We start from the raw sequence: 19,747 nt of genomic DNA, 5'->3' as shown, positions 1-19,747 counted from the left end.
GCAGACAATCGAATGCTCGCAAGAACAGAAGTCATGCAGCGGTCAAGATCGCTCAAAATTGCGATCTTCCTGATTCAAGGCACTTCGGGAATGGGGTTGCGCACAACGGCATCGCTCATCGGCACTTACGCAGGCAACGCGTTTACAAAACAGGTCTGCCATTGCAGTATCGGCTGCCTGCCCGTTCTTTCTCTGTACAGATATGCCCACACGCCTTCATGCCATCTGCTCTGACATCACAACGCTTCATGTGGGAGCCATTGTCAATGCAGCAAATTCGTCTCTTCTTGGCGGAGGTGGCGTCGACGGTGCAATCCATCGTGCGGCAGGTCCAGACCTTGTGCATGAATGCCGGCTGCTCGGAGGCTGCAAGACTGGCGATGCAAAGGTGACCAAGGCTTATCGCCTATCAGCCCACTACATCATTCACACCGTCGGACCCGTGTGGAGAGGAGGGGAAAGCGGTGAAGCAGAGCTGCTCGCCGGCTGTTATCGCCGATGCATAGAGTTGGCGGAGGAGAAGGCGGTTGCCTCGATTGCTTTCCCAAGTATCAGCACCGGCATATACGGGTACCCGATCGAACTGGCTGCGCAAGTGGCTGTCAGGACCGTCCAGGACAGTCTGTCGGAACATTCGCCAATTGAAGAGGTTGTCTTCTGTTGCTTTTCACCTGCTGACTTGCTTCAGTATGAATTGATTTTGAATCGACTGCCGCCATCCGGACCCGAGTAGCACCTGAGCCTTGGGCCCAGTTTTCATGCCCCCTCCTGGCCGGCAGTGTGAGCCTGAAAAGCCGATCATTGCTGCGTCGCGAACCCGGAAGCCATCCAAGGCCCCATCTACGAATGACAGGCAGGGACCAGGACGAGCCTGGTCCACTCGCATTCGTGATTGCAGCTAGTCCATTTGCTCATCCAGGTTCAGCAGCGTAGCGGCAAGCACCTGGGTGCCGGCCAGAACCTGGTCCGGTGAAGCCCATTCCACCGCGCTATGGCTGCGCCCATCAAGACACGGGATGAAGATCATCCCCGAGTGTCCGGTCTGGGCCAAGTACATGGCATCGTGGCCGGCCCCGCTCGGCATGCGTCGACAGCCCAGGCCCAGGCGCTGGGCGGATTGCTCCACGGCAGCAGCAATCAGCGGCGCGCAGGCAACGGGGTCGACATGGGTGCGAGGCTCCACGCGCCACTTCACGCCCAATCGCCCGATAGCCGGGCCGCAGCGCCGCGCCAGAATTTCCCAGAACTCCTGCAGCATCGGGGCATGGTTGCTTCGTACCTCCAGCGTCAGGTCCACCTGGCCAGGAACGGTGTTGCTGGCGTTGGGGTAGACGTTCATACGACCTACCGTGGCAACCACGTAGTGAGGTGTGCTGCGGCTCCATTGCAGCGCCAGGCGCTGGGCCTGGCGGATCATTATTGCTGCAGCCACGAGAGCATCGCTACGTTCATTCATGGGAGTGGTGCCGGCATGATCGGGTCGACCTTCGAAGAACAACTGAGCGCGGCGTATGCCAACGATGTCGGTCACGGCGCCTATGTCCAGGCCTTCGCGCTCAAGCACAGGCCCTTGTTCTATGTGCAGCTCCACAAAGGCCGCAAAGCCGTCCTGCCGGCGGTCGGCCTCGGACAGAGCTTCGGGGCGGGCGCCCAGGCGCTTCAGGGCCTGGCCCAGGGTGTCGCCCTGGCCGTCGCGGGCGGCCAGCATGTCGGCACTGAGCTGACCGGCCATGGCGCGGCTGCCCACACAGGAGATGCCGTAGTCACTGGGCTCTTCGCAGAGGAAATCTATGACCTCGAAGGGGTGCTTCAGCGTGATGTTCGCGTCCTGCAGGGCATGGGCCACTTCCAGGCCTGCCAGCACACCCAGAATGCCGTCGAAGCGTCCTCCGGCATTCACCGTGTCGGTGTGCGAGCCCGTGGCCAGGGGCTTCAGATCATCGCGCAGGCCGGGACGGCGGCCAATGAGGTTGCCTGCGGCATCCAGGCGCACCTGCAGGCCCGCGGCTTCGAAAGCTTCGCGCAGCCAGGCGCGTGCGGCCTGGTATTCCGCGCTGAAGGCGCGGCGGGTCCAGGGCATATCGGCTCGGGTGAATTTGGCGAGGTCTTCGAGGCGGCGCCACAGACGGTCGCTGTCGATCGGCGGCAGAGCCGGGGAAAGAAGGGGGGAGCAAGTAGAAGCGTGCTGCATGGAGTAATCTTCGCCCGAGATTTACCAATAAGGAATCTTTTGATGTTTATGCAAGGTATTAGTGAAACTTTGGCTAATGCCCCTGGTTTGATGCTGTTGAGGAGCTTTTGTCTGGTCATTCAGGAGGGCAGTTTTTCTCAGGCAGCGGAGCTGCTGCAACTGTCCCAGCCGGCAGTCAGCCTGCAAGTGCGTCAACTGGAACGCCATCTCGGCACACGCCTCATAGAGCGAGTGGGGAGGTGTGCTGTGCCGACGGCTGCCGGGAAGGCCTTGCTGGGCCAACTGCCCGCCGTGAGCGTGGCGCTGGAAGGCCTGGCTCATGCGCTGAGTGCCCATGCGCGCGAGGTGAATGGGCAGGTGCGTATAGGTACAGGCCTGACCGTGTGCCTCTATCTTCTGCCTGCCGTGCTGCGCCAGATACGGGCCAGCCATCCGGGCATCGACATCGTGGTGGTCACTGGCAATACCGAGGAGTGTGTAAAGCGCGTGGAAGACAACAGTCTGGATCTGGCCCTGGTCACCTTGCCAGTAAACCGCCGCGCCTTGCTGGCCACTCCCGTTCTGCACGACGAGCTGGTGGCCGTAGCCCGCCCGGAGATGCTGATGCCGGGTGATGCGGTTGCTGCGCCCGAGCTGAGATCCCTGCCTCTGCTTGCCTTGCAGAAATCAGCCAGCACGCGCGGGGTGGTCGATGCCTGGCTGCGCCGTGCCGGTGAACTGCCGCACCCTCAGATGGAGCTCGACAGCGTCGAGGCGCTCAAGGAGATGGCCGCCATAGGCCTGGGTTATGCTGTGATTCCACGCATGGCCATGCTGGGGCGAGGCGCGCGCGATGATCTGGTCTCACGCCCGCTCACACCAGGATTGCAGCGAACACTGGCAATGGTGTTGCGCAAGGACAAGCCATTGAGCCGTTCCCTGTCGATGGTCTGCCAGAGTATTCAGGCGCATTGTGCAGCCTGGATGCAGCAACCGGAGTTGTGAAGATGGTTTGTATCTAATCTATTCTTTCTGCGCCGGTACCGATGTCTGTCATCGGCGAGGCAGTAACTCACTGCCTGTTGCATCGGGGCCATCGATTGATGCCCGCTGGCTCTTCTGCTGCCAGGTCTTCTGCGTGGGCAGCCGTTTCCGGCCGAAAGCAGCTGCGGCACATGGCCCTGAGCTGACCTACGTCAGAGGAACTGAAGGCTGAAGACCTTGAAGTTTGCAGCCACATGAGTGAGGTATGTGCAAAGGACAGGTCTCCCATTCCTTTTCGCCTCTATGGCGAAAACGGCAGAAAGCACTATGGCTCCGAGCGAGATGGTGACAGCAAAACGGCCTGTGCAGCCATGCATCGCAGTGAATACGATCACGGAGACCAGTCCGGCAATCCACCATGAGGATGTCAGCAGACGACGGATGACCTGAATTGGCAGTGATTGCCTTGCCCTGCAAGCGTCTCGATGAATGGCATCATCACTACCCCGACCATGAACTGAATACCTGCAGGGTATTGGGCCATCGGGTTTGAGCCTGGTGGCTCCGGCCCGATGGACCAGGTCGCAAGAAGGCCCCAGATAATCTGTCCACAGAACATCACGGCTGCTCCGCCAGTAACCAACATCTATCTTGGAGCCGCCGGTAGTCGAGTCGGTGCGTCGAGGCTCATCCACCGAATAGGTCAAGCAGCAATGAAGCCGTTGTAGCACATATTCTGCAAACGCCGGGAGACTGCTGCCGGCCGATCTACGGCGCTCGTGATCAGGGCCTTCCCGGCATAGGATTCCAGCTCCAAGCCTGTTGCAGCCCTGAACCCTCAAGAACACCCAAATGAACACTCTCTCCTTTCACGCAGCCTGCATCGCCACAAAAGACCCGGAGGACTTCTGCCACCTTGTCGGCTTCGCCGACAAGAAGCACGACACCAAGCATTACCTGATGCTCCAACGCTCCTTCGAAGAGGATGAAGACGAGCAGGATGAAGAGCTGTGCATGGATACCTATCATGTCGAGTGGTGCGGGCAGCAGAGACCTCGCTATGGCGGCATTGAGCGGTTTGTGCTGAAGCGTACCGGTGCGGAGGTCACGTTCAAGCGCGAGGCTGCGAAGGACATCGATGAACTGAAGCAAATGTCCATCGCCTTTGATCTTTCGGCCGGCGAGTACGAGGAACTGAAAGCCGCCTTGACGAATATCTTTGCCGGGGAGAGCTGCTTCGAGATAACGGATGGCCAGTCTATCGGGGCTGCATAGGCGTGGCGAACGAGTCCGGGCCCTTCGCTCTGGATACGTCATCAAGGGCAGGGCTGATGCGGCGCAGCCTTGATGGTCATGGTGCCCATACCGGTCCGGCTGGCTTTTGGCCAGCATGAGCGTGTGGCCGAGCAGGGCGGTTGTGGTGGGTAGCTGAGACGGGGAGGCGGATCAGGACTCAACGCGGTCAAGAAGAAAATCTGCTGGCAGCCCGCTTCCGGCTGTTCATGGTTGCGGCTGCCACTGTTCGATCCACAGCGGGCATGTGCATCGGCGCTATCGCCAATTCATCATTGCTGGAGCGACCGGCCCTTCGGCTCCAACCTGGTGACAGAATGCCTCATTCATACAGCTCCAGTTCTCACATGGAAAAGTCTTATCCACTGAATCGACAGCAGCTCTAAGCGGTTTCGGCACTTGCCAGTCATCAGCGTTATCGACATTTCATCGGCCGAGTATCGGACTGGCAATTGGTGTGGGGACTGAGAAATGAGGGTGGATGGGTGACAGCCTCGGACCGCAACGGAAATCCTGTGGCCCCCTTTTGGCCACATCCCGATTACGCGATTGCTTGTGCAGTTGGCGAATGGGCTGGCAATTCCCCTGCAAGCATCGATGTTCACCATTTCCTGAGTCGTTGGCTTCCCGGTATGGAAAAGGACGGCATGCTTGCGGCCGTATTCCCTACGCCAACAATGCAGGGGGTAGTCGTTTCGCCGCGTCAGCTGCAAAGGGGTATCGAAGAAGAACTGTCTTGCCTGGAGTGAATGAAAGCAGTTTGAAATTCCGCTTCCGGCCTGTAGGCGGCAGTTTCGGCACGCTCTTCGAACCGGCGCAAATCAGAGTGCTTCAGCAGCAAGGAGATTGAATGGAGCTGCTATGCAGCATCCAGCATTGGCAATAGTTGCTGCAGGCAGCTCATTGCGGCATCTCCGTCGACAACCCACATTTGGGCCAACGGCTCGGCATCTTCCACCGAGAGGTAAGCCATGGTCCAACCGGAGAAAAGGCGGCTTGTTATACCTCTTGCCTCGTGCTGCGGAGTGAAATTGGTATGGCGATTGTCCAGGGATATCTTTTGGGCCAGTGCAACCACCTGCTGCTGAGGACCCTCCATGTATTGGACGAAGCGCTGACCGTCAAAAATCAGGATTCCTGTGATCCCATGAGCCTCATTGAAGCGACGTGAGACTCTGGTGATATCTGCGACACAGCTCGTGCTGGCGTCACTGGCGATTTCACTGTGATAAAGAAAACATCCGAGCAGGTGTTTCAAGGTATCCTCTTGCTTTCAGCGCTGCATAGATGCGGTTGGTGCCGGTATCGAGATCGTCTCAAGCCAGGTACCGAAAACCTATTCCTTGCAGACAGAGTTGGAGTGGTGATCAATGGTCCGCTTGCTCGTCACCGAGCGACATGCGCCAACGAGACAGGTCGAGATTGATGGTGGCGCAATGCGAAGTAAGCTCCATAAAAAGGGGCACGAGTCTGCTGCCGCAATTCATTTGCGAGGGATGCCTGCTCTTGTGCTGCTCTTTTGGAAAGATACCAGCGCCAGGTCCATCAGCAGAACCATCGACATGCCCAGGGCCAGTACAGCCACCACCATCGGCAGTCCAAGCGCGCTGAGCACATACCTTCCCGAAGGAATTGCAAGGCGATTTTCCGTGGTGCAAATGAACTCGGCCGCACTCATGCCCGTGTAGTGCATGGCACAAACGGCAAGGGCCATGATCGCTGCTGCAAGCAGGCGCATGCTTGTCTGTGCGGTATGAAATGCCAGCCACAGCGCCGCAGTTGCAGCCACCAGAGCAATAAGCACCGACATGGCGATTCGCTCATAGTCCCACTCCAGGTGGCCTCCAAAACGCATGCCATACATGCCTAGGTAGTGCATGACAACGGCGCCCAGCCCGAGCATGGATCCGGCCAGCAACAAACGACCAATGCTGCGCGGGTTGCGAGCCACGATATGAAAAGCCAGAGCCGAGATTGCCACCGCGGCAATGAGCGACACGCCTGTCTCCCATACCGAGTAGCCGGTCCCAAGGTCCATGCGCAGCGCAAGCATGGCAATGAAATGCATCGACCATACGCCAATGCCGCCCAGGGCAATCCCTGTGCTGCCAAGGCTCATCAGATAGCTCTGACGGTCATCAATCTCCGGCTCAAGTCGCCTGGCGGAGATCAGCGCAATGAAGGCGCCAATCATTGAAATCGCGTACGACAGTACAACCAATTCCATGCTGTAGCTGGTGCTGACCATTGCATCCATGAGCCTCTCCTGGTTGCCGAACAAGAAGAATCCAGAATTTGTAAATTGACTTGTATCAAATTAATTCAGAGCCATCAAGGTGATTTGATGAATCAGATCTGATTAGATGCTAGGTAGATACATCAGATCTGATCTCTATTCAAAAATTGAGACCAGTCAAGGAATATGTAAGCACTTGATACAAGCAAGCGCTCAAGGAGCGATCGCACGGGTGCCCAAGGCGTGCCGGCTTCACTCAATCTGGGCGGTATCTCGTTTTGTCAGGCCATTGACCACAGAAGGCACATATGAGAGTGAACGCACCAGTGACACAGCGGGAGTACAGCTTTGATGAGCATGCAACTCTGATGTCCACCACGGACACGGAGAGCTACATCAAATATGCCAATCAGGCGTTCATGGAGGTCAGCGGCTTCGAGCCGCAAGAGATCCTCGGGCAGACGCACAATCTGGTGCGCCACCCGGACATGCCCCCGGCCGCTTTTGCCGACATGTGGGCCACGCTCAAAAGCGGCGAGCCCTGGAGCGCACTGGTCAAGAACCGGCGCAAGAACGGGGACCACTACTGGGTTCGGGCCAATGCCATTCCCATCATCCGCAATGACAAGGCCAAGGGCTATATGTCGGTGCGCACCCAGCCCGAGCGCAAAGAGGTCGAGGCGGCGCAAAAGCTGTATGAGTCCATGCACGACAAGGGCGGTTCAGCTCCCGAGCTGCACAAAGGCATAGTCTCCCAGAAGGGGCTGGGGAAGCTGCTGTCGATCTGGCGGCACATGGGGGTGCGCCGGCGCATTCGCCTGAACTCGCTGGCCTTGTGGGGCGCTCTGGTGCTTGGGGCCTGGCTGCTGGCTCAAAGCCAGATGCAGTTCCTGTCGATGGCGGCCTTCATGACGGTGGCCCTGATGGTGATGACGCTATTGCTCGAGAGCCAGTTCGCCACGCCGCTGGAGCTGCTCAAGCGTCAGTCGCTGAACGTGGCCACCGGCAACAACCGGCAGACGCAATACCTGCAGCGCACGGATGAAATCGGCACCACGCTGCGCACGGTCAACCAGATCGGTCTCATGTTCCGCTGGCTGGTGGACGATGTGAATCAGCAGGCGCTCAATGTTCAGCAGGCCTGTAACGAGATCGAGCAGGGCAACAGCTATCTGCACGGGCAGACGGAGCAGTTGGCGGTGAATGTGGCCCAGACCTCGGCCTCCATGGAGCAGATCACGGCCCGGGTTCAGTCCAGCGCCGATACAGCCCAAAAAGCCGGTGTGCTGGCCAGCGAAGCCAGCGCGGCGGCCTTGCGCGGGGGCCAGTCCATGGATCAGATCGTCTCCACCATGGAGTCGATTACGGCCAACTCCCGCCGCATTGCCGACATCGTCGGCGTGATTGACAGCATTGCCTTTCAAACCAACTTGCTGGCGCTGAATGCGGCCGTGGAGGCCGCCCGCGCAGGCGAGCATGGCAGGGGGTTTGCCGTGGTTGCCGGTGAGGTGCGGGCCCTGGCGCAGCGCAGCGCCGATGCCGCCAAGGAGATCAAGGCGCTGATTCAGGCCAGCACGGCCACCGTCGAGGCGGGCTCTCTGGTGGTCAGCGATGCGGGGAGCAATATCGGGGATATCGTCTCTCAGGCGCGCAGCGTGGCGGACTTCATTGCCGAGATCAGCAAGGCCACGCGCGAACAAAGCGAGGAGATCAGCCAGGTCGGGAAGTCGGTGGCGGACATGGACTATCTGACGCAGCAGAACGCGCAGCTGGTGACCCAGGGGACGCAGGCGTCGAGCAGCCTGCAATGGCAGGTGAAAAATCTCGTGGAAGCGATTGGCGTGTTCCGGTGAGCGGCCGCACCAGCGAACAATCCTGACAACTGCTTCTGGCCGGCGGGCGGCCGTCTCTGAACGCCCCTAAGAGGACTGCTAAGGTACTAGTGACTCCAGGCGGAGCTTGGGTTCTTCATAGACCGAGTCCTCGGCGGGATAGCGCAGGCCAGAAATGCCGCGCGCTTTCGCGCTTGCCCATACGACGCTTTCGCCAGCAGGCAATATGTCAGGCTGCGAAGAGTAGACAGGATCTTTGAAGGCGGTTGTTGCTGGTACGAACGTCCAGCCTTGCTTGCGAAAGGCCGAAACGATTCAGGCATGGTTGCCGCATTGATCTCATTGGTGTGCAGCAGCATCACATGCGCAGGGCTTCGACCAAGTACCTGCCTGGCCAGGCCTTCATAGTAAGTAGCCCGGTCAAGCAAGTGGTTCAATGTAGGCCAACTTGACCCGGACAGCCTTGTCGTGTGAACCAGCTCGTAGCAGCGAGGAATAGATCTTGTTGTAGTACCAATCGCTGGCATCAATGGAGACTGGAGCCGGTCTATATCCATTTGATTTCATCCAGGACCGGATACCGTCACGCTTTTCCAGCGTATCACCTTCTTTCAGGTAAGGAAAACGAAGCATCGGCACCCAAGTCGGAATGTGACGCAGAGCTGCATCGGCCTTTTTCACATCCGCAATGAACTCGTTCAATGTCATCTCTGTGGATGCAAGACTGCGGTGTGTCGCCGTATGGTTGCCTACCGCATGACCTGCCTTGGCCCAATCCATGACGAGCCCCATTCCTCGATCACCGCCCATGCGAATGAGCGAGGGGAATACCATCGCTGTGATGCCAGAGTCTTTGAGGCTGGTAATGATCTGCTGATTCCAAACCTGCGCCTGGATCTGCTTGTCGGGGTTCAGTCCATCATCAAAGGTCAAACTCAACGTCTGGGCAAAGCCCAGGGATGAAAAAAGCAGAACGGCCAGCGATGCAATAGCGCGAAGAATGGTTGGCATGAGAGCTTGTGAAACACGCGTTCAGTACCTGCAAGTCGTTGGCTGTGAATAGAGCCATTGCAGACGTTCGAGGATGTCTGCTGCTTGCCTCTAAGCGTTATCACTGCCAGAGCGCACGAAAGAATACCGGCGAATGTCCGCCCTCAGCTTCCATCCTCTGCCTTCCCAATAAGCGTGGGCAGCATGGTTCTCTTGGAGAACATCAATGTGACTCTTATGAATGCCGAGTCTTTCAAGTCCATCCAGGCAGCCCTGAAGCAATGCCGCGTTTTCGGTGTGTAGGCAGGGCTACGAGGCGCTGCAAGTAGCCGCGACGACCATCGTGGCCTGACATGATGCATCCGACGATATGCTCGCCTTCTAACGCAACAAAGCTCAAACCAGGGTTGCGCAACAGGTAGCGCTGAGTCGCTTCCCGTGAATCTGCATCCCGAAAAGTAACCCCGTCTGTTTTCTTCATCATTGCGGTGACGCTGTCGTAGTCCCCAATGCTCATTGGTCGGATAGATATCTGATTCATAGTGCTAGGGCGGTAGGGCGGCTCTCTCTGCTGTCTCCAATTTCTGGCATTCCAAAGGCGAGAGCATATTCTGCTGGAAGCACGTGGACTGTTTGTGGCCGAGAGCTACTGTCTCTGTTCGACCCGTTGCTGTCGTTCGTGTCGGCCAGCAATCGACCCATAGCGGGCACTAGGCAGCTATGCTCACGGCATATTCACACCCTAAAAGCTATGCCTGACTTCTCTACCCTCGCTGGATTTGTTGCCGTTGTACTTGGCCTGTTCTTGATACCAGGCCCAGCAGTTCTTCTTGTCTTTAGCCGCACCGTTGAAGGTGGTCGCAACGTGGGGATTGCAAGCGGTCTAGGCATTGCGACGGGAGATTTCATTCATACGCTGTTGGCAGCAGTCGGTCTGTCCGCACTGTTGATGACTTCCGCACTGGCGTTTAGCGTTGTGAAGTACGTTGGCGCTGCGTACCTCATCTATTTAGGGGTACGTGCCATCATGGCAAAGCCCTATGACCCAACACTGCCTAAAGTTGCGCCTATTGGAGCATGGCGGGCTTTCTTTGAGGCAATACCTGCTGAAGTATTGAACCCCAAGACTGCACTCTTTTTCTTGGCCTTTCTGCCCCAGTTCGTTCGGCCAGAAGCAGGTTCTGGCTTCACTCAACTCATTGTTCTTGGCCTCATCTTCGTGACCCTGAGCGCTATTTACACAACACTGATAGCACTCACAGTGAAGCCCATGGGTAAGGCTCTAAAGAGCTTGAGCAGATTTACCCGCTGGCAAGGCAAAGCGATTGGTGCAATTTATCTCGCCCTCGGTCTGAAGGTTGCGCTGCAAGAGCGTTAACGAGCGGCTGCTTCTGGCCGGTTGCTGCCGTTGCTGTTTAGTACTGAGCAGACGCGGATGAACACTGGAGCCCTTGCATCCAATCGACAAAGAACACCAGCCTCTGATTGAAAACGTTGTTCGTTGCCGAGGGCGTTTTGGCATGCTCAAGAAAGAACTCCATTTGTTCAGCCATTTCGGGAAATCGGACCGAAAAAAACGTGGTGTATTCCTCCAGAGATTCAGGCCATAGACGGTCTGCCTCAAGGCGCAGGACGTTGGTTGCGCGAACCAGCTTTTTTGCAGCCTCTTTTTTCAGCCGTCTCGTTGCGTCTTCGTCATGTGCTTGAGAGATGTGCGTCACGTAGTTGCGGAGAACCTGGACATAGTCCCCATTGACTGCTTTCGCAACTGCAGGTGAGGGCTGAAATGCCTGAAACCGAAGTGCCAGATCTGAACCATAAATACAGCGGCACTCATGCTTGAGCCAGTAGCCCCAGCTATACAAATTGGCCGGGCTAAGCACATCTTCAAGTACACCCAGATCCAAATCGATCTTGGTGACTTCAGGATGGCCAGCCTCCAGGTTGGAACGGACACGCTCAAGAGATTCAGCCTCTGGTGTGGAAAGCGGTCTCGAAAGCACCAACATCAAATCCAAGTCCGACTTTCCAGGTTTGGCCATCGCTCTGGGCACGCTGCCGTACAGATACAGACTGTCTAGGATTGCCCCGAGTTCCTGCACCAGACTGTCACGCGCCTCGTCAATCAGGTTGACGAACTCGGATTGTAGAGGTCTGACTGGGAGAACCTTGATGAAGGTGGGAGCGGCGTCAAGACAGCTTTTCATCAGGTCAAGGATAGCGCAGTGGTTCATTCGAATGCCGCCCCGGCCGGCAGCAGCCAACCACTGAGGGCTGCTTGCAGCTGTCGAAAATGGTCGATGCGATCGATGATTTCTTCCGCGAAGTAACCGGCACCGAGAAGGTGCGCTGATTTCGACATCTTTTCAGAGTAGTGCGGCTCGCCCGTTCGCATGTCACGGACACGTCTGCGTGCTCGCCCTGCAAAGCTCAGCCCATGAATGTCCGCCTTCCGGATTCGGACACGGCCGACTGCCTGGAAGAACAGTGGTTTTGCAACGGTCACCATCGCTCAAAAACTGCAATTTTTCTGTTGCGAGGACTCGGGGACGCGGCGGCACACGGCTGCATCTCCTCGATAGCGCGAAGTAACGAGAAATCGACAACTCTCGGCCTTCGTCGGAGGCCTCATAATGCCAATCATGCAAGCGCTGCGTAGCTCCCTGTCACTGACCCGCCTGATTCTGGCGTGGTTCATGCTGACGTTGAGTATTGCAATGGCTTCGCCCATAGTGCATCCAAAAGCCATCGAAGTGGTCTGTACCTCAAGTGGCAGCATGCAGGTGATCATGCTTGATGAGGACGGCCAGGCCGCGCCAGGGCTGCATCATTCGCTGGACTGCCCCTTGTGTCTGACCATCACGACACCGCCGAGCTATTCATCACCGCATCTTGAGCAGCCTCAGCCACTCGGCTTGGCGCTACGGCCAGTAGTTTCAGCACGCATTGCCGCGCTGGTGGGGGCACCCCTGCCTCCGCGAGGGCCGCCAACGCTCGTGTAAGTCCACTGTGCCGCCAATCAATGGCGGATACAGCCTATCGCCGTCGGGCTCAGTCCTGCCCGGCCGATTTCACTTGCACGCAGGTAGTTCATGACCCATCCCTTTTATGGCGCGATGCCCAATGGCAACGCGAGTTCTCTTTCGCTCGCCTTCTTTCAACGCAACAGCGTGGTCCTGGCTGTGGTCCATCTGCTATTGGCTGTTCCTCTTGTAGTAGCGAGCTCTGCCAGTTGGGCACAAACCGACGTCACCCTGGACACGGTTACCGTACGTTCATCGGGGGACACTCCTTTGGAGCGTTCAGTGGGCACCGGCAGCCGACTTGACCTCAGTGCACGCGACACTCCGGCCAGTGTCGAGGTGACCACGCGCGAGCAACTGGAAGCTCGCGGCGACACTTCTCTGGTTGACGCAATCACGCGATCTACCGGCATCACCAGTCTGGGACATCCGGGCAACAGTGGCAGCGCGCTCTCGGCACGAGGTTTCACGGACTCCACCTCGGTCATGCGTCTATACGACGGTACGCGCCAATACGGGGGAGTCGGTGTGAGTTTTCCCTTCGACACCTGGTCGATCGACCGCATCGAAGTACTGCGCGGACCCGCATCCGTGATCTACGGTGACGGCGCGATTGGTGGCGTGGTCAACGTGATTCCCAAAAAGCCCACGCGCGGTCCTGTTCAGAATGAAGTCCAGGCTACGGTGGGAACAAAAGGCAAACGTGCATTGGCCTTTGGCAGCGGAGGCGCGATCAATGAGCAATGGTCCTATCGCCTGGATGTCAGTGGCGACCAATCGGACGGGTGGGTGGATCGTGGCGATTCCAGCAATCGCACGATTTCCGGCGCTCTGCGCTGGGATGTGACACCTGACCTCAATCTGCAACTGTCACACGCACAGGGCCGGCAAAAGCCCATGCGCTACTTCGGTACACCGCTGATCAACGGAGTACAAGACCCTGCGATCCGAGAGCGCAACTACAACGTTGCCGACAGCCGCATCCAGTTCAAGGATCGCTGGACCGAGCTGGCCGCTCAGTGGGCACCCGGCAGCAATATCGTCGTACGAAGCAAGCTCTACCACATTGGCAGCGACCGCTATTGGCGCAATGCTGAAGCGTACCGGTACAACGCTGCTACGGGATTGATCGACCGCTCGGACAACACCGAGATCAATCACGACCAGACGCAGACAGGCAACACCACGGATGTGACCTTCAACGGCAGCTTGCTCGGACGTTCAAACCAGCTCTCCGTGGGCTTCGACGTGAACCGCGCATCGTTTCAGCACACCAACAACACTTATACCGGCAGCTCCGGTCCGGTCGATCCCTACAACCCCGTCCCGGGCTACTACAGCAGCTCCGTACCCTTCATTCCCCGCTATCAAAACAAGGCCGAGCAATATGCGCTGTTTGCTGAAGACCGGCTTGAACTGACGGATCGCTGGTCTGTCGTGGCGGGCACCCGCTTCGACCATGCGAACCTATCGCGCCAGGACCTGGTGGCGGGCAATCAGGCGTTCAAACGCAGCTACTCCAACACCGGTTGGCGACTTGGTTCGGTCTACAAGCTAAGTCTTCAGCTGTCGCTGTATGCGCAGGCATCCAAGGCCGCAGATCCAGTGAGCGGGCTGCTGATGTTGTCGGCGGCTAATTCTGCCTTCGACGTATCGAGCGGCAAACAGTTTGAGGTCGGTATCAAGCAATCCTTCTGGGAAGGCAAGGGTGACTGGACGCTTGCAGCGTACTCCATCACCAAAAACAACTTGTTGACGCGAGACCCTGCAAACCCCGCTCTGCGCATACAGGTTGGCGAACGCTCCTCCAAGGGCATCGAGAGCACACTATCGATGCAAGTCAGCAAGGCCGTGCAGATTGATGCCAACTTTGCGCTGCTCAAGGCTCGCTATGACGATTTCAGCGAGTCCGTGGGCGGCATCGCTGTTTCACGCAATGGCAATATTCCCACCGACGTGCCGGAGCGTGTTGCCAATGTCTGGGTGAGCTGGAAAGTCGTGCCTGATTGGACGCTGTCCGGCGGCCTTCGTCATGTGGGAAAGCGCTATTCAGACAATGCGAACACTTTGAAGCTGCCTGCCTACACCACGGCAGACCTGGCGCTGCAATGGAAGGCTACCAAGGCCACCACGTTCACGCTGCGCGGATTCAACATTTTCGACAAGCACTACTTCACGACCTCCTACTACACCAACACGCAGTGGCTCGTCGGGGAAGGGCGACGTGTTGAGCTGACACTGAACCATCGTTTCTGAGCGGGCCGCCGATGTGGACTTCCGCTCATGCCAAACGGCTTGTGTTTCTGGTGCATCGATGGACCGGGGTGGCTGCATGTGTGTTGATGGCGCTATGGCTCTTCAGCGGGGTGGTGATGCTCTTTGTCGGCTACCCCAAACTGCTGCCTACCGAGCGCCTGCAGGCATTGCCTTCCCTGAGCTCTGAGCAGAGCTACCTGCCTGTTGAGGCAGCTCTGAAGCAAAGCCAGTCTGCTGACAAGGTGCAGCAGATCATCCTCACCACTATTGCGGGCCGCCCTGGTTACCGGCTCATGGAGGCAGACGGCACGCTGCGTGTGGTGGATGCCGGCACGGGCGTTGTTGCGCCGCCGCCCGACGACGCAGCAGCCTTGCGCAGCGCCAAGGCCTTCCTGCCCGGGGCAAATGGAGTGCTGCAAGGTCGTACGCAAGACGATCGCTGGACGCATTCCGCCTCGCTCGATCCCCATCGGCCTCTCATCAAGGCCCTGATGGATGATTCCGCATCAAGCCTGCTGTACATCTCGTCGACCACTGCCGAGGTGGTCATGGATGTACCGCGCCATCAACGCTACTGGAACTATGTGGGAGCCTGGCTTCACTGGGTGTATATCGTGCGTGAAGGCTCCAAGGACCCTGTGTGGAGCTGGATGGTCATCGGGCTCTCGGCATTGGGAACCGTCTCCGCCATTGCCGGTGCCTTGGTGGGCATCTGGCGATGGCGCTTCAACGGTCGCTACAAATCCGGAGCCAAGACGCCGTATCGGGAGTTCCAGATGCGCTGGCATCACATCACCGGCCTCGTATTTGGAGCGATGATGATCTGCTGGATCTTCAGCGGCCTGATGTCCATGAATCCGCTGGGGATCTTCAGCCCGCAAGGACCTCGTCCCGATCTGCATGCCTACCAGCATGCAAGTCCAGGAAGCAATCCCTTCAGGCTCACCACGCACGAAGCGCTGACATTGCTCAGTGCCGAGGGGTTTGACACGCGCGAGGTCGAATGGAAAGTACTGGATGGGCAGCCCTACCTGCTGGCCTTCAATGGAGTGGGGCAGACCCGCGTCCTGTCCGCAAACCTTGCTGCGCCGCAGGTAGAGAGGGAACTTGACCGCTCGAGACTGGAGCAGGCGGCGAAGAAGCTGTTTCCTTTTGCCATTCGCTCGACCACGTTGCTGAACGAGTACGACGCCTACTATTACCGTCGGGGCGAAGCCTCTATGTATTCAGCTGCGGCGCGTGGCCTGCCTGTGCTTCGGGTGCAGTTTGGAGATCCGGGAAACACTATCGTTTACATCAGCCCGGACTCCGGTGATGTTGTGCTGAGCCTGGACCAACGGCAGCGTACAGGGCGGTGGCTGTTCAATTTCCTGCACAGTTGGGACCTGCCGTGGATGCTGCGCCACGCTTGGCCACGTGATGCCATCCTCGTTTTGCTGAGCATTGGTACGCTGGCTCTGGCACTGACCGGCATCGTGCTGGGCTACAGGAGACTGAAGCTGTTCATCGGGCACAGGCGCCGATTTTGATCTTGGGGATGGTGCGGTCGGAGAGCGTTGCTTTACGGCCTGCCTCAAGAACCGAGCGATCTTGCCTAGCGGAGCTTCGGACGCAAGCCAGGCAGGCAATTGCCTCATCCGGCTTCCATCCGATGTCTTGTCCCGCAGTCTGCAATGAGGCCGACTGCGGGAAAAGTCCACATCAGAGCAGTCAACTACGTCAAGCGGATAACTTGCTTGCGATGTATTCCAGCGCACCGTGAAACACCTGGTGCCATCGCTCATCTGGCGGCTGTGCAAGCGGATGCCAGAAGAACTTGAAGTCATGACCGCCATCATCGCCGGTCCGATATGTCCAGGATTCGGGTGAACTTTCCACAGCACACAGATGGAATGCCCAGATCTGGTCCTCATAGCCAGATGCCCATACTCCCAGATTCAGCAAGACTTCAGATGCTTCAAGTCCACTTTCTTCGCGCAATTCGCGCAATGCCGCCTCTCTGGAGCTTTCGCCCGGTTCAATCGTGCCTTTGACAAGTTGCAGACCTGCCAGCGGGTGCTCAAATGCCAATATTTCGATGGTGTCTCGGTCCCGAATGACCACTGGACAGGCCTTGTTCGGGCGCAATGGAGTTTCCGATTTCATGGAACTATTTTCATGCCAGGGCCTTGGCTGCTCTCGCGAATACCCACGCACCGAAGCCAGCCGCTGCAGGTTCTCCCTAAAGCCCAACCTTCATGTGATGCGCCGCGAGCCGCCACAGAGATAGCCCATCAGCATCTCCACGATGGCCTGCTCGGTCTTCTGGATCGGGTGTGGCGTCCCGGGGGGAATGACAGCGGCATGAATCAATGACTCCATGCCATCGATAGATAGCCATTGGACAGTCCAGTGATTGCGCGCGCAAAAACTGACCATTGCTCTTGGGAGACGGCCACGACCACTCGTTGAGATGCTGAGACAAGGCGCTCAAGAAATTGGCGGTCCGGGATGCGGTGAGACCATCCATTGGTTGTCAGAAGCTGAATGCGCTGCCCAGATCGGCAGTTGAATATCTGGGAATATGTGATGTGTTGACTTCCATGCTGGGGCATTCCTTCGAGGGAGAATTCTTGACCGCAGCAGAGCCAGAGCATGGTCTATTTCAGTCATTCAGCGACAGTGCAAGGCGCTTCAGCGCAAACAGGACTGCCAGTGGCAGTATCTGCCTGGCAATGATGCTTGCCCTGAAGGGCTTTCTTCAGACCCACAGGCAAGAGTGCAGGTCCTTCAGGCAAGTCGAGTTCGGCCAAATCAAACCATCTGGCGGTGCATTGCGCTCCACTGTCTTCATGAAACTCAATGCTGCTTTGGTTTTCAGAATTCGCGATGCTGAACAGTACCTCGCAAATGAACAGCACTTCGTGGCCAGGCTCCCCTTCATGGGTATAGATGTTCTCCATCACGAGTGGAGTACCCACTATTTCAGCGTCGACGCCCAGCTCCTCCTTGAACTCACGTATCAGCGCTGATTGCCAGTGCTCGCCGAATTCGATACTGCCTCCCAGGGGGCGAACACCTTTCAGGTGGCCCTGGTCATCCAATACCTCGGCAGCCAACAACTTGCCTTCTCGCCAGTGAAGTCCAAGCGCCTTGACTTTTATGGATGCGGCAGGCCTCCACTTGCTTGTGTACATGCGTTGTCTCTGAATAATCCGAATCTGGTTGCGTGCATTGTGCATGCCTGAACGAAGGACTGCTTCTGGCCGGCCGCTACCAGCACCGGCGGTCGATTCAAATGCAATACGCGGCTGGCTGGAAAGGGCTGGATAGCGATGCGGACCGCGCCGCATTCTCTTTGCTGCTCGGCAGGCTGCGGCATGTGGCGATGGCCGAGGACCAAGTGAGAACCCCTTACTTCGGGGGATCAGGAATCGGCGCGGCGGATCAAGCTGCAATTTTGTCCGACTGCCGGGGGCTTTCGATCGGCATATCCGGATAGTCCACTCCAGACACATGTACCCGATCACGCCCGGCATTCTTTGCTTGGTAGAGGAGCTGATCCGCTTCCTTAAGGGCCCGCTCAAATTGAAATGCCTGGGTGATCGATGAAAGCCCAAAGCTCATGGTCATTCTGGTGCCGGATGGCAGAATGTCATTGCTTGAGCCGATGTCACGCTGGATTTGCCTGGCAATGGCTTCGGCATCCTTCAGCGCAATGTTCGTCAGCAAGATCACAAACTCTTCACCGCCAAACCGGGCGACAAGGTCGTGTTCTCGCATATTGCTTTGCAGAATCGCCGAAACAAGCTGCAGCACCTTGTCACCGCGCTCGTGGCCCCAGGCGTCGTTGATGCGTTTGAAGTGATCTATATCGCAGGCTAGCACCGCCATGGGATAGAGCCTTAGGTTGGCAAGACGTTTCTGGGCATATTCCTGAAAGGAGCGGCGATTCAGTACCTGCGTCAAAGCATCAAAGTCACGTTCCTTGCGCAGATTGCCAACCGTTTCCTTCACGGCAATCGCGGTCATCACCACGGTGAAAAGCAGCGAGAAGTTCAGAATGCTCAGCTGTGTCAAGACCCAATAGGGCGAACCTGGCAGGGAACGGAGATCGGAATATCCCAGCAGCCAGATCAAGACGGGTCGAGTGAAGGTGTAGGCGGTGAAGAGGATGCTCAGCCAGAGCAGCGATTGATCGAGCCAGTCGAATGAGTTCCTCCTTGAGCGGATCTGCAAAATAGGCAGCAGTAAAACAAGACCGGAACCGACACTGAAAGAGCTCACCCGAGCCCAGACATTCGGCTCGACCCTGCTGAATTGGTAAAGCGCAGCCAGGGTGACTATGACAATGAGTAATGCTGCATGCGGTTGGGTGGATACACGCCAGCGCTCTGCCCAGCTTCTGGCAAGACACCACGCGCTAAGCAGGTAGAAGCCGCCGATGAGTAGGGCATAGCGATTGAGCTCTTCGAGAGGGAGCAGGCTTTGCGCTCCGAGAGGCAGTGCTGTGAGTGAATAGGCGCAAGCTTGCCAAAGCAGAAAGCGCTGTGATCGTTGGACAAGCCAGACAACGATCAATATGGCAGCCAGAACCAGTATCGCCAGCGACGGCGTCAGAACCAAGATGAAGTCATTGTTCGAGAACATCTGACCAGAGCCTCCTCGATCAAAGATCGAAACGGAGCGGCATTGCCTGTTCCTGGATTGCAAAGCGACAACCAGCAGCCAGCATTCATACATCCTGGCGTGTGATCTCACAAGCTCTTGCCATACCTTGTGTCTGGTCTACGTCACCCGGATTCAAATGTGAGCAAACCCGCGAGTCCGCTCAGGCGATGCCGGTGTTGGAGCTTCTGTCCTTGGAATCGTGTGCTGCCATGCGGCTTGGGAAGATGATTTGACGCTGTGGCCCATCCAGCCAGCATCATGCAAGCCGCCAAAGAAATAGCCCGCGTCATGGCGGGCAGGTCTCTGTTGTGCA

At 57.5% G+C, this 19,747-nt stretch carries 20 protein-coding genes; 9 read left to right on the top strand and 11 right to left on the bottom strand.

All coding sequences use genetic code 11. The features are described from left to right. Nucleotides 1-202 precede the first annotated feature (202 nt). Complete coding sequence (locus tag F0P97_RS14610; protein ID WP_182282970.1) at nt 203-733, top strand: O-acetyl-ADP-ribose deacetylase; 531 nt, start codon at nt 203-205, stop codon at nt 731-733. Nucleotides 734-898: 165 nt separating this feature from the next. Here F0P97_RS14610 and F0P97_RS14605 read toward each other — a convergent pair whose 3' ends face one another. Beyond that, nucleotides 899-2,191 (bottom strand): Zn-dependent hydrolase, encoded by a 1,293-nt coding sequence (locus tag F0P97_RS14605; RefSeq protein WP_182282969.1) that lies wholly within the window; start codon nt 2,189-2,191, stop codon nt 899-901. A gap of 42 nt (nt 2,192-2,233) precedes the next feature. Between F0P97_RS14605 and F0P97_RS14600 the strand changes: the two genes are divergently transcribed. From F0P97_RS14600 to F0P97_RS14590, 3 genes are all read left to right on the top strand, one after another. Next, nucleotides 2,234-3,175 carry a LysR family transcriptional regulator gene (locus F0P97_RS14600; protein ID WP_182282968.1) on the top strand — a complete coding sequence of 314 codons (942 nt, stop codon included), beginning with the start codon at nt 2,234-2,236 and terminating at the stop codon, nt 3,173-3,175. 831 nt (nt 3,176-4,006) lie between these two features. Next, on the top strand, nt 4,007-4,429 hold the full coding sequence (locus tag F0P97_RS14595) for an Imm10 family immunity protein (RefSeq protein ID WP_182282967.1): 423 nt from the start codon (nt 4,007-4,009) through the stop codon (nt 4,427-4,429). 446 nt (nt 4,430-4,875) lie between these two features. Beyond that, complete coding sequence (locus F0P97_RS14590; protein WP_182287211.1) at nt 4,876-5,196, top strand: DUF2750 domain-containing protein; 321 nt, start codon at nt 4,876-4,878, stop codon at nt 5,194-5,196. A gap of 110 nt (nt 5,197-5,306) precedes the next feature. Here the strand turns inward: F0P97_RS14590 and F0P97_RS14585 are convergent, their stop codons facing one another. Further along, entirely contained in the window at nt 5,307-5,705 is a 399-nt protein-coding gene (locus F0P97_RS14585) for a BLUF domain-containing protein (RefSeq protein WP_182282966.1), read from the bottom strand. A gap of 225 nt (nt 5,706-5,930) precedes the next feature. Then, on the bottom strand, nt 5,931-6,704 hold the full coding sequence (locus tag F0P97_RS14580) for an MHYT domain-containing protein (protein WP_182282965.1): 774 nt from the start codon (nt 6,702-6,704) through the stop codon (nt 5,931-5,933). A 287-nt stretch (nt 6,705-6,991) separates the two neighbouring features. On the opposite strand from F0P97_RS14580, the gene F0P97_RS14575 reads away from it, so the two are divergent. Then, a complete protein-coding gene (locus F0P97_RS14575) occupies nt 6,992-8,536 on the top strand; it encodes a PAS domain-containing methyl-accepting chemotaxis protein (RefSeq protein ID WP_182282964.1) in 1,545 nt (514 codons plus the stop codon). 399 nt (nt 8,537-8,935) lie between these two features. On the opposite strand, the gene F0P97_RS27625 is transcribed toward F0P97_RS14575, so the two are convergent. Together F0P97_RS27625 and F0P97_RS14565 are read right to left on the bottom strand one after the other, a co-directional pair. Next, nucleotides 8,936-9,526 carry a polysaccharide deacetylase family protein gene (locus F0P97_RS27625; protein WP_232537943.1) on the bottom strand — a complete coding sequence of 197 codons (591 nt, stop codon included), beginning with the start codon at nt 9,524-9,526 and terminating at the stop codon, nt 8,936-8,938. A 232-nt stretch (nt 9,527-9,758) separates the two neighbouring features. Next, nucleotides 9,759-10,022 (bottom strand): GNAT family N-acetyltransferase, encoded by a 264-nt coding sequence (locus F0P97_RS14565; protein ID WP_232537942.1) that lies wholly within the window; start codon nt 10,020-10,022, stop codon nt 9,759-9,761. Nucleotides 10,023-10,256: 234 nt separating this feature from the next. Between F0P97_RS14565 and F0P97_RS14560 the strand changes: the two genes are divergently transcribed. Continuing rightward, the gene (locus tag F0P97_RS14560) at nt 10,257-10,883 is read left to right on the top strand and encodes a LysE family translocator (RefSeq protein WP_182282963.1); all 627 of its coding nucleotides are present in this window, start codon (nt 10,257-10,259) and stop codon (nt 10,881-10,883) included. Between the two features lie 37 nt (nt 10,884-10,920). Here the strand turns inward: F0P97_RS14560 and F0P97_RS14555 are convergent, their stop codons facing one another. Then, the gene (locus F0P97_RS14555; RefSeq protein WP_182282962.1) at nt 10,921-11,739 is read right to left on the bottom strand and encodes a nucleotidyltransferase domain-containing protein; all 819 of its coding nucleotides are present in this window, start codon (nt 11,737-11,739) and stop codon (nt 10,921-10,923) included. Further along, nucleotides 11,736-12,014 (bottom strand): hypothetical protein, encoded by a 279-nt coding sequence (locus tag F0P97_RS14550; RefSeq protein ID WP_182282961.1) that lies wholly within the window; start codon nt 12,012-12,014, stop codon nt 11,736-11,738. The genes F0P97_RS14555 and F0P97_RS14550 overlap by 4 nt, the downstream gene beginning before the upstream one ends. Nucleotides 12,015-12,147: 133 nt before the next feature. On the opposite strand from F0P97_RS14550, the gene F0P97_RS14545 reads away from it, so the two are divergent. From F0P97_RS14545 to F0P97_RS14535, 3 genes are all read left to right on the top strand, one after another. Next, nucleotides 12,148-12,507: a DUF2946 family protein gene (locus F0P97_RS14545; protein ID WP_182282960.1), complete on the top strand. Its 360-nt coding sequence runs from the start codon at nt 12,148-12,150 to the stop codon at nt 12,505-12,507. 90 nt (nt 12,508-12,597) lie between these two features. Continuing rightward, entirely contained in the window at nt 12,598-14,784 is a 2,187-nt protein-coding gene (locus F0P97_RS14540; RefSeq protein WP_232537941.1) for a TonB-dependent receptor, read from the top strand. A gap of 11 nt (nt 14,785-14,795) precedes the next feature. Beyond that, nucleotides 14,796-16,313: a PepSY domain-containing protein gene (locus F0P97_RS14535; RefSeq protein ID WP_182282959.1), complete on the top strand. Its 1,518-nt coding sequence runs from the start codon at nt 14,796-14,798 to the stop codon at nt 16,311-16,313. 190 nt (nt 16,314-16,503) lie between these two features. Here F0P97_RS14535 and F0P97_RS14530 read toward each other — a convergent pair whose 3' ends face one another. The 4 genes from F0P97_RS14530 to F0P97_RS14515 form a co-directional block, all read right to left on the bottom strand. Beyond that, complete coding sequence (locus tag F0P97_RS14530) at nt 16,504-16,929, bottom strand: NUDIX hydrolase (protein ID WP_182282958.1); 426 nt, start codon at nt 16,927-16,929, stop codon at nt 16,504-16,506. 90 nt (nt 16,930-17,019) lie between these two features. After that, nucleotides 17,020-17,145, bottom strand: coding sequence for a hypothetical protein (locus F0P97_RS27840; RefSeq protein WP_256493655.1), 126 nt, complete (start codon nt 17,143-17,145; stop codon nt 17,020-17,022). Between the two features lie 287 nt (nt 17,146-17,432). Next, complete coding sequence (locus F0P97_RS14520; RefSeq protein ID WP_182282957.1) at nt 17,433-17,960, bottom strand: NUDIX hydrolase; 528 nt, start codon at nt 17,958-17,960, stop codon at nt 17,433-17,435. Nucleotides 17,961-18,210: 250 nt separating this feature from the next. Continuing rightward, on the bottom strand, nt 18,211-19,413 hold the full coding sequence (locus F0P97_RS14515; RefSeq protein WP_182282956.1) for a sensor domain-containing diguanylate cyclase: 1,203 nt from the start codon (nt 19,411-19,413) through the stop codon (nt 18,211-18,213). Nucleotides 19,414-19,747: the final 334 nt, after the last annotated feature.

It is taken from the genome of Comamonas testosteroni, assembly GCF_014076415.1.
In the GTDB taxonomy this organism is placed as follows: Bacteria; Pseudomonadota; Gammaproteobacteria; order Burkholderiales; family Burkholderiaceae_C; genus Comamonas; species Comamonas testosteroni_F.
The sequence above is the reverse complement of the archived record's forward strand: the minus strand, read 5'-3'. Positions and strand labels throughout refer to the sequence as shown.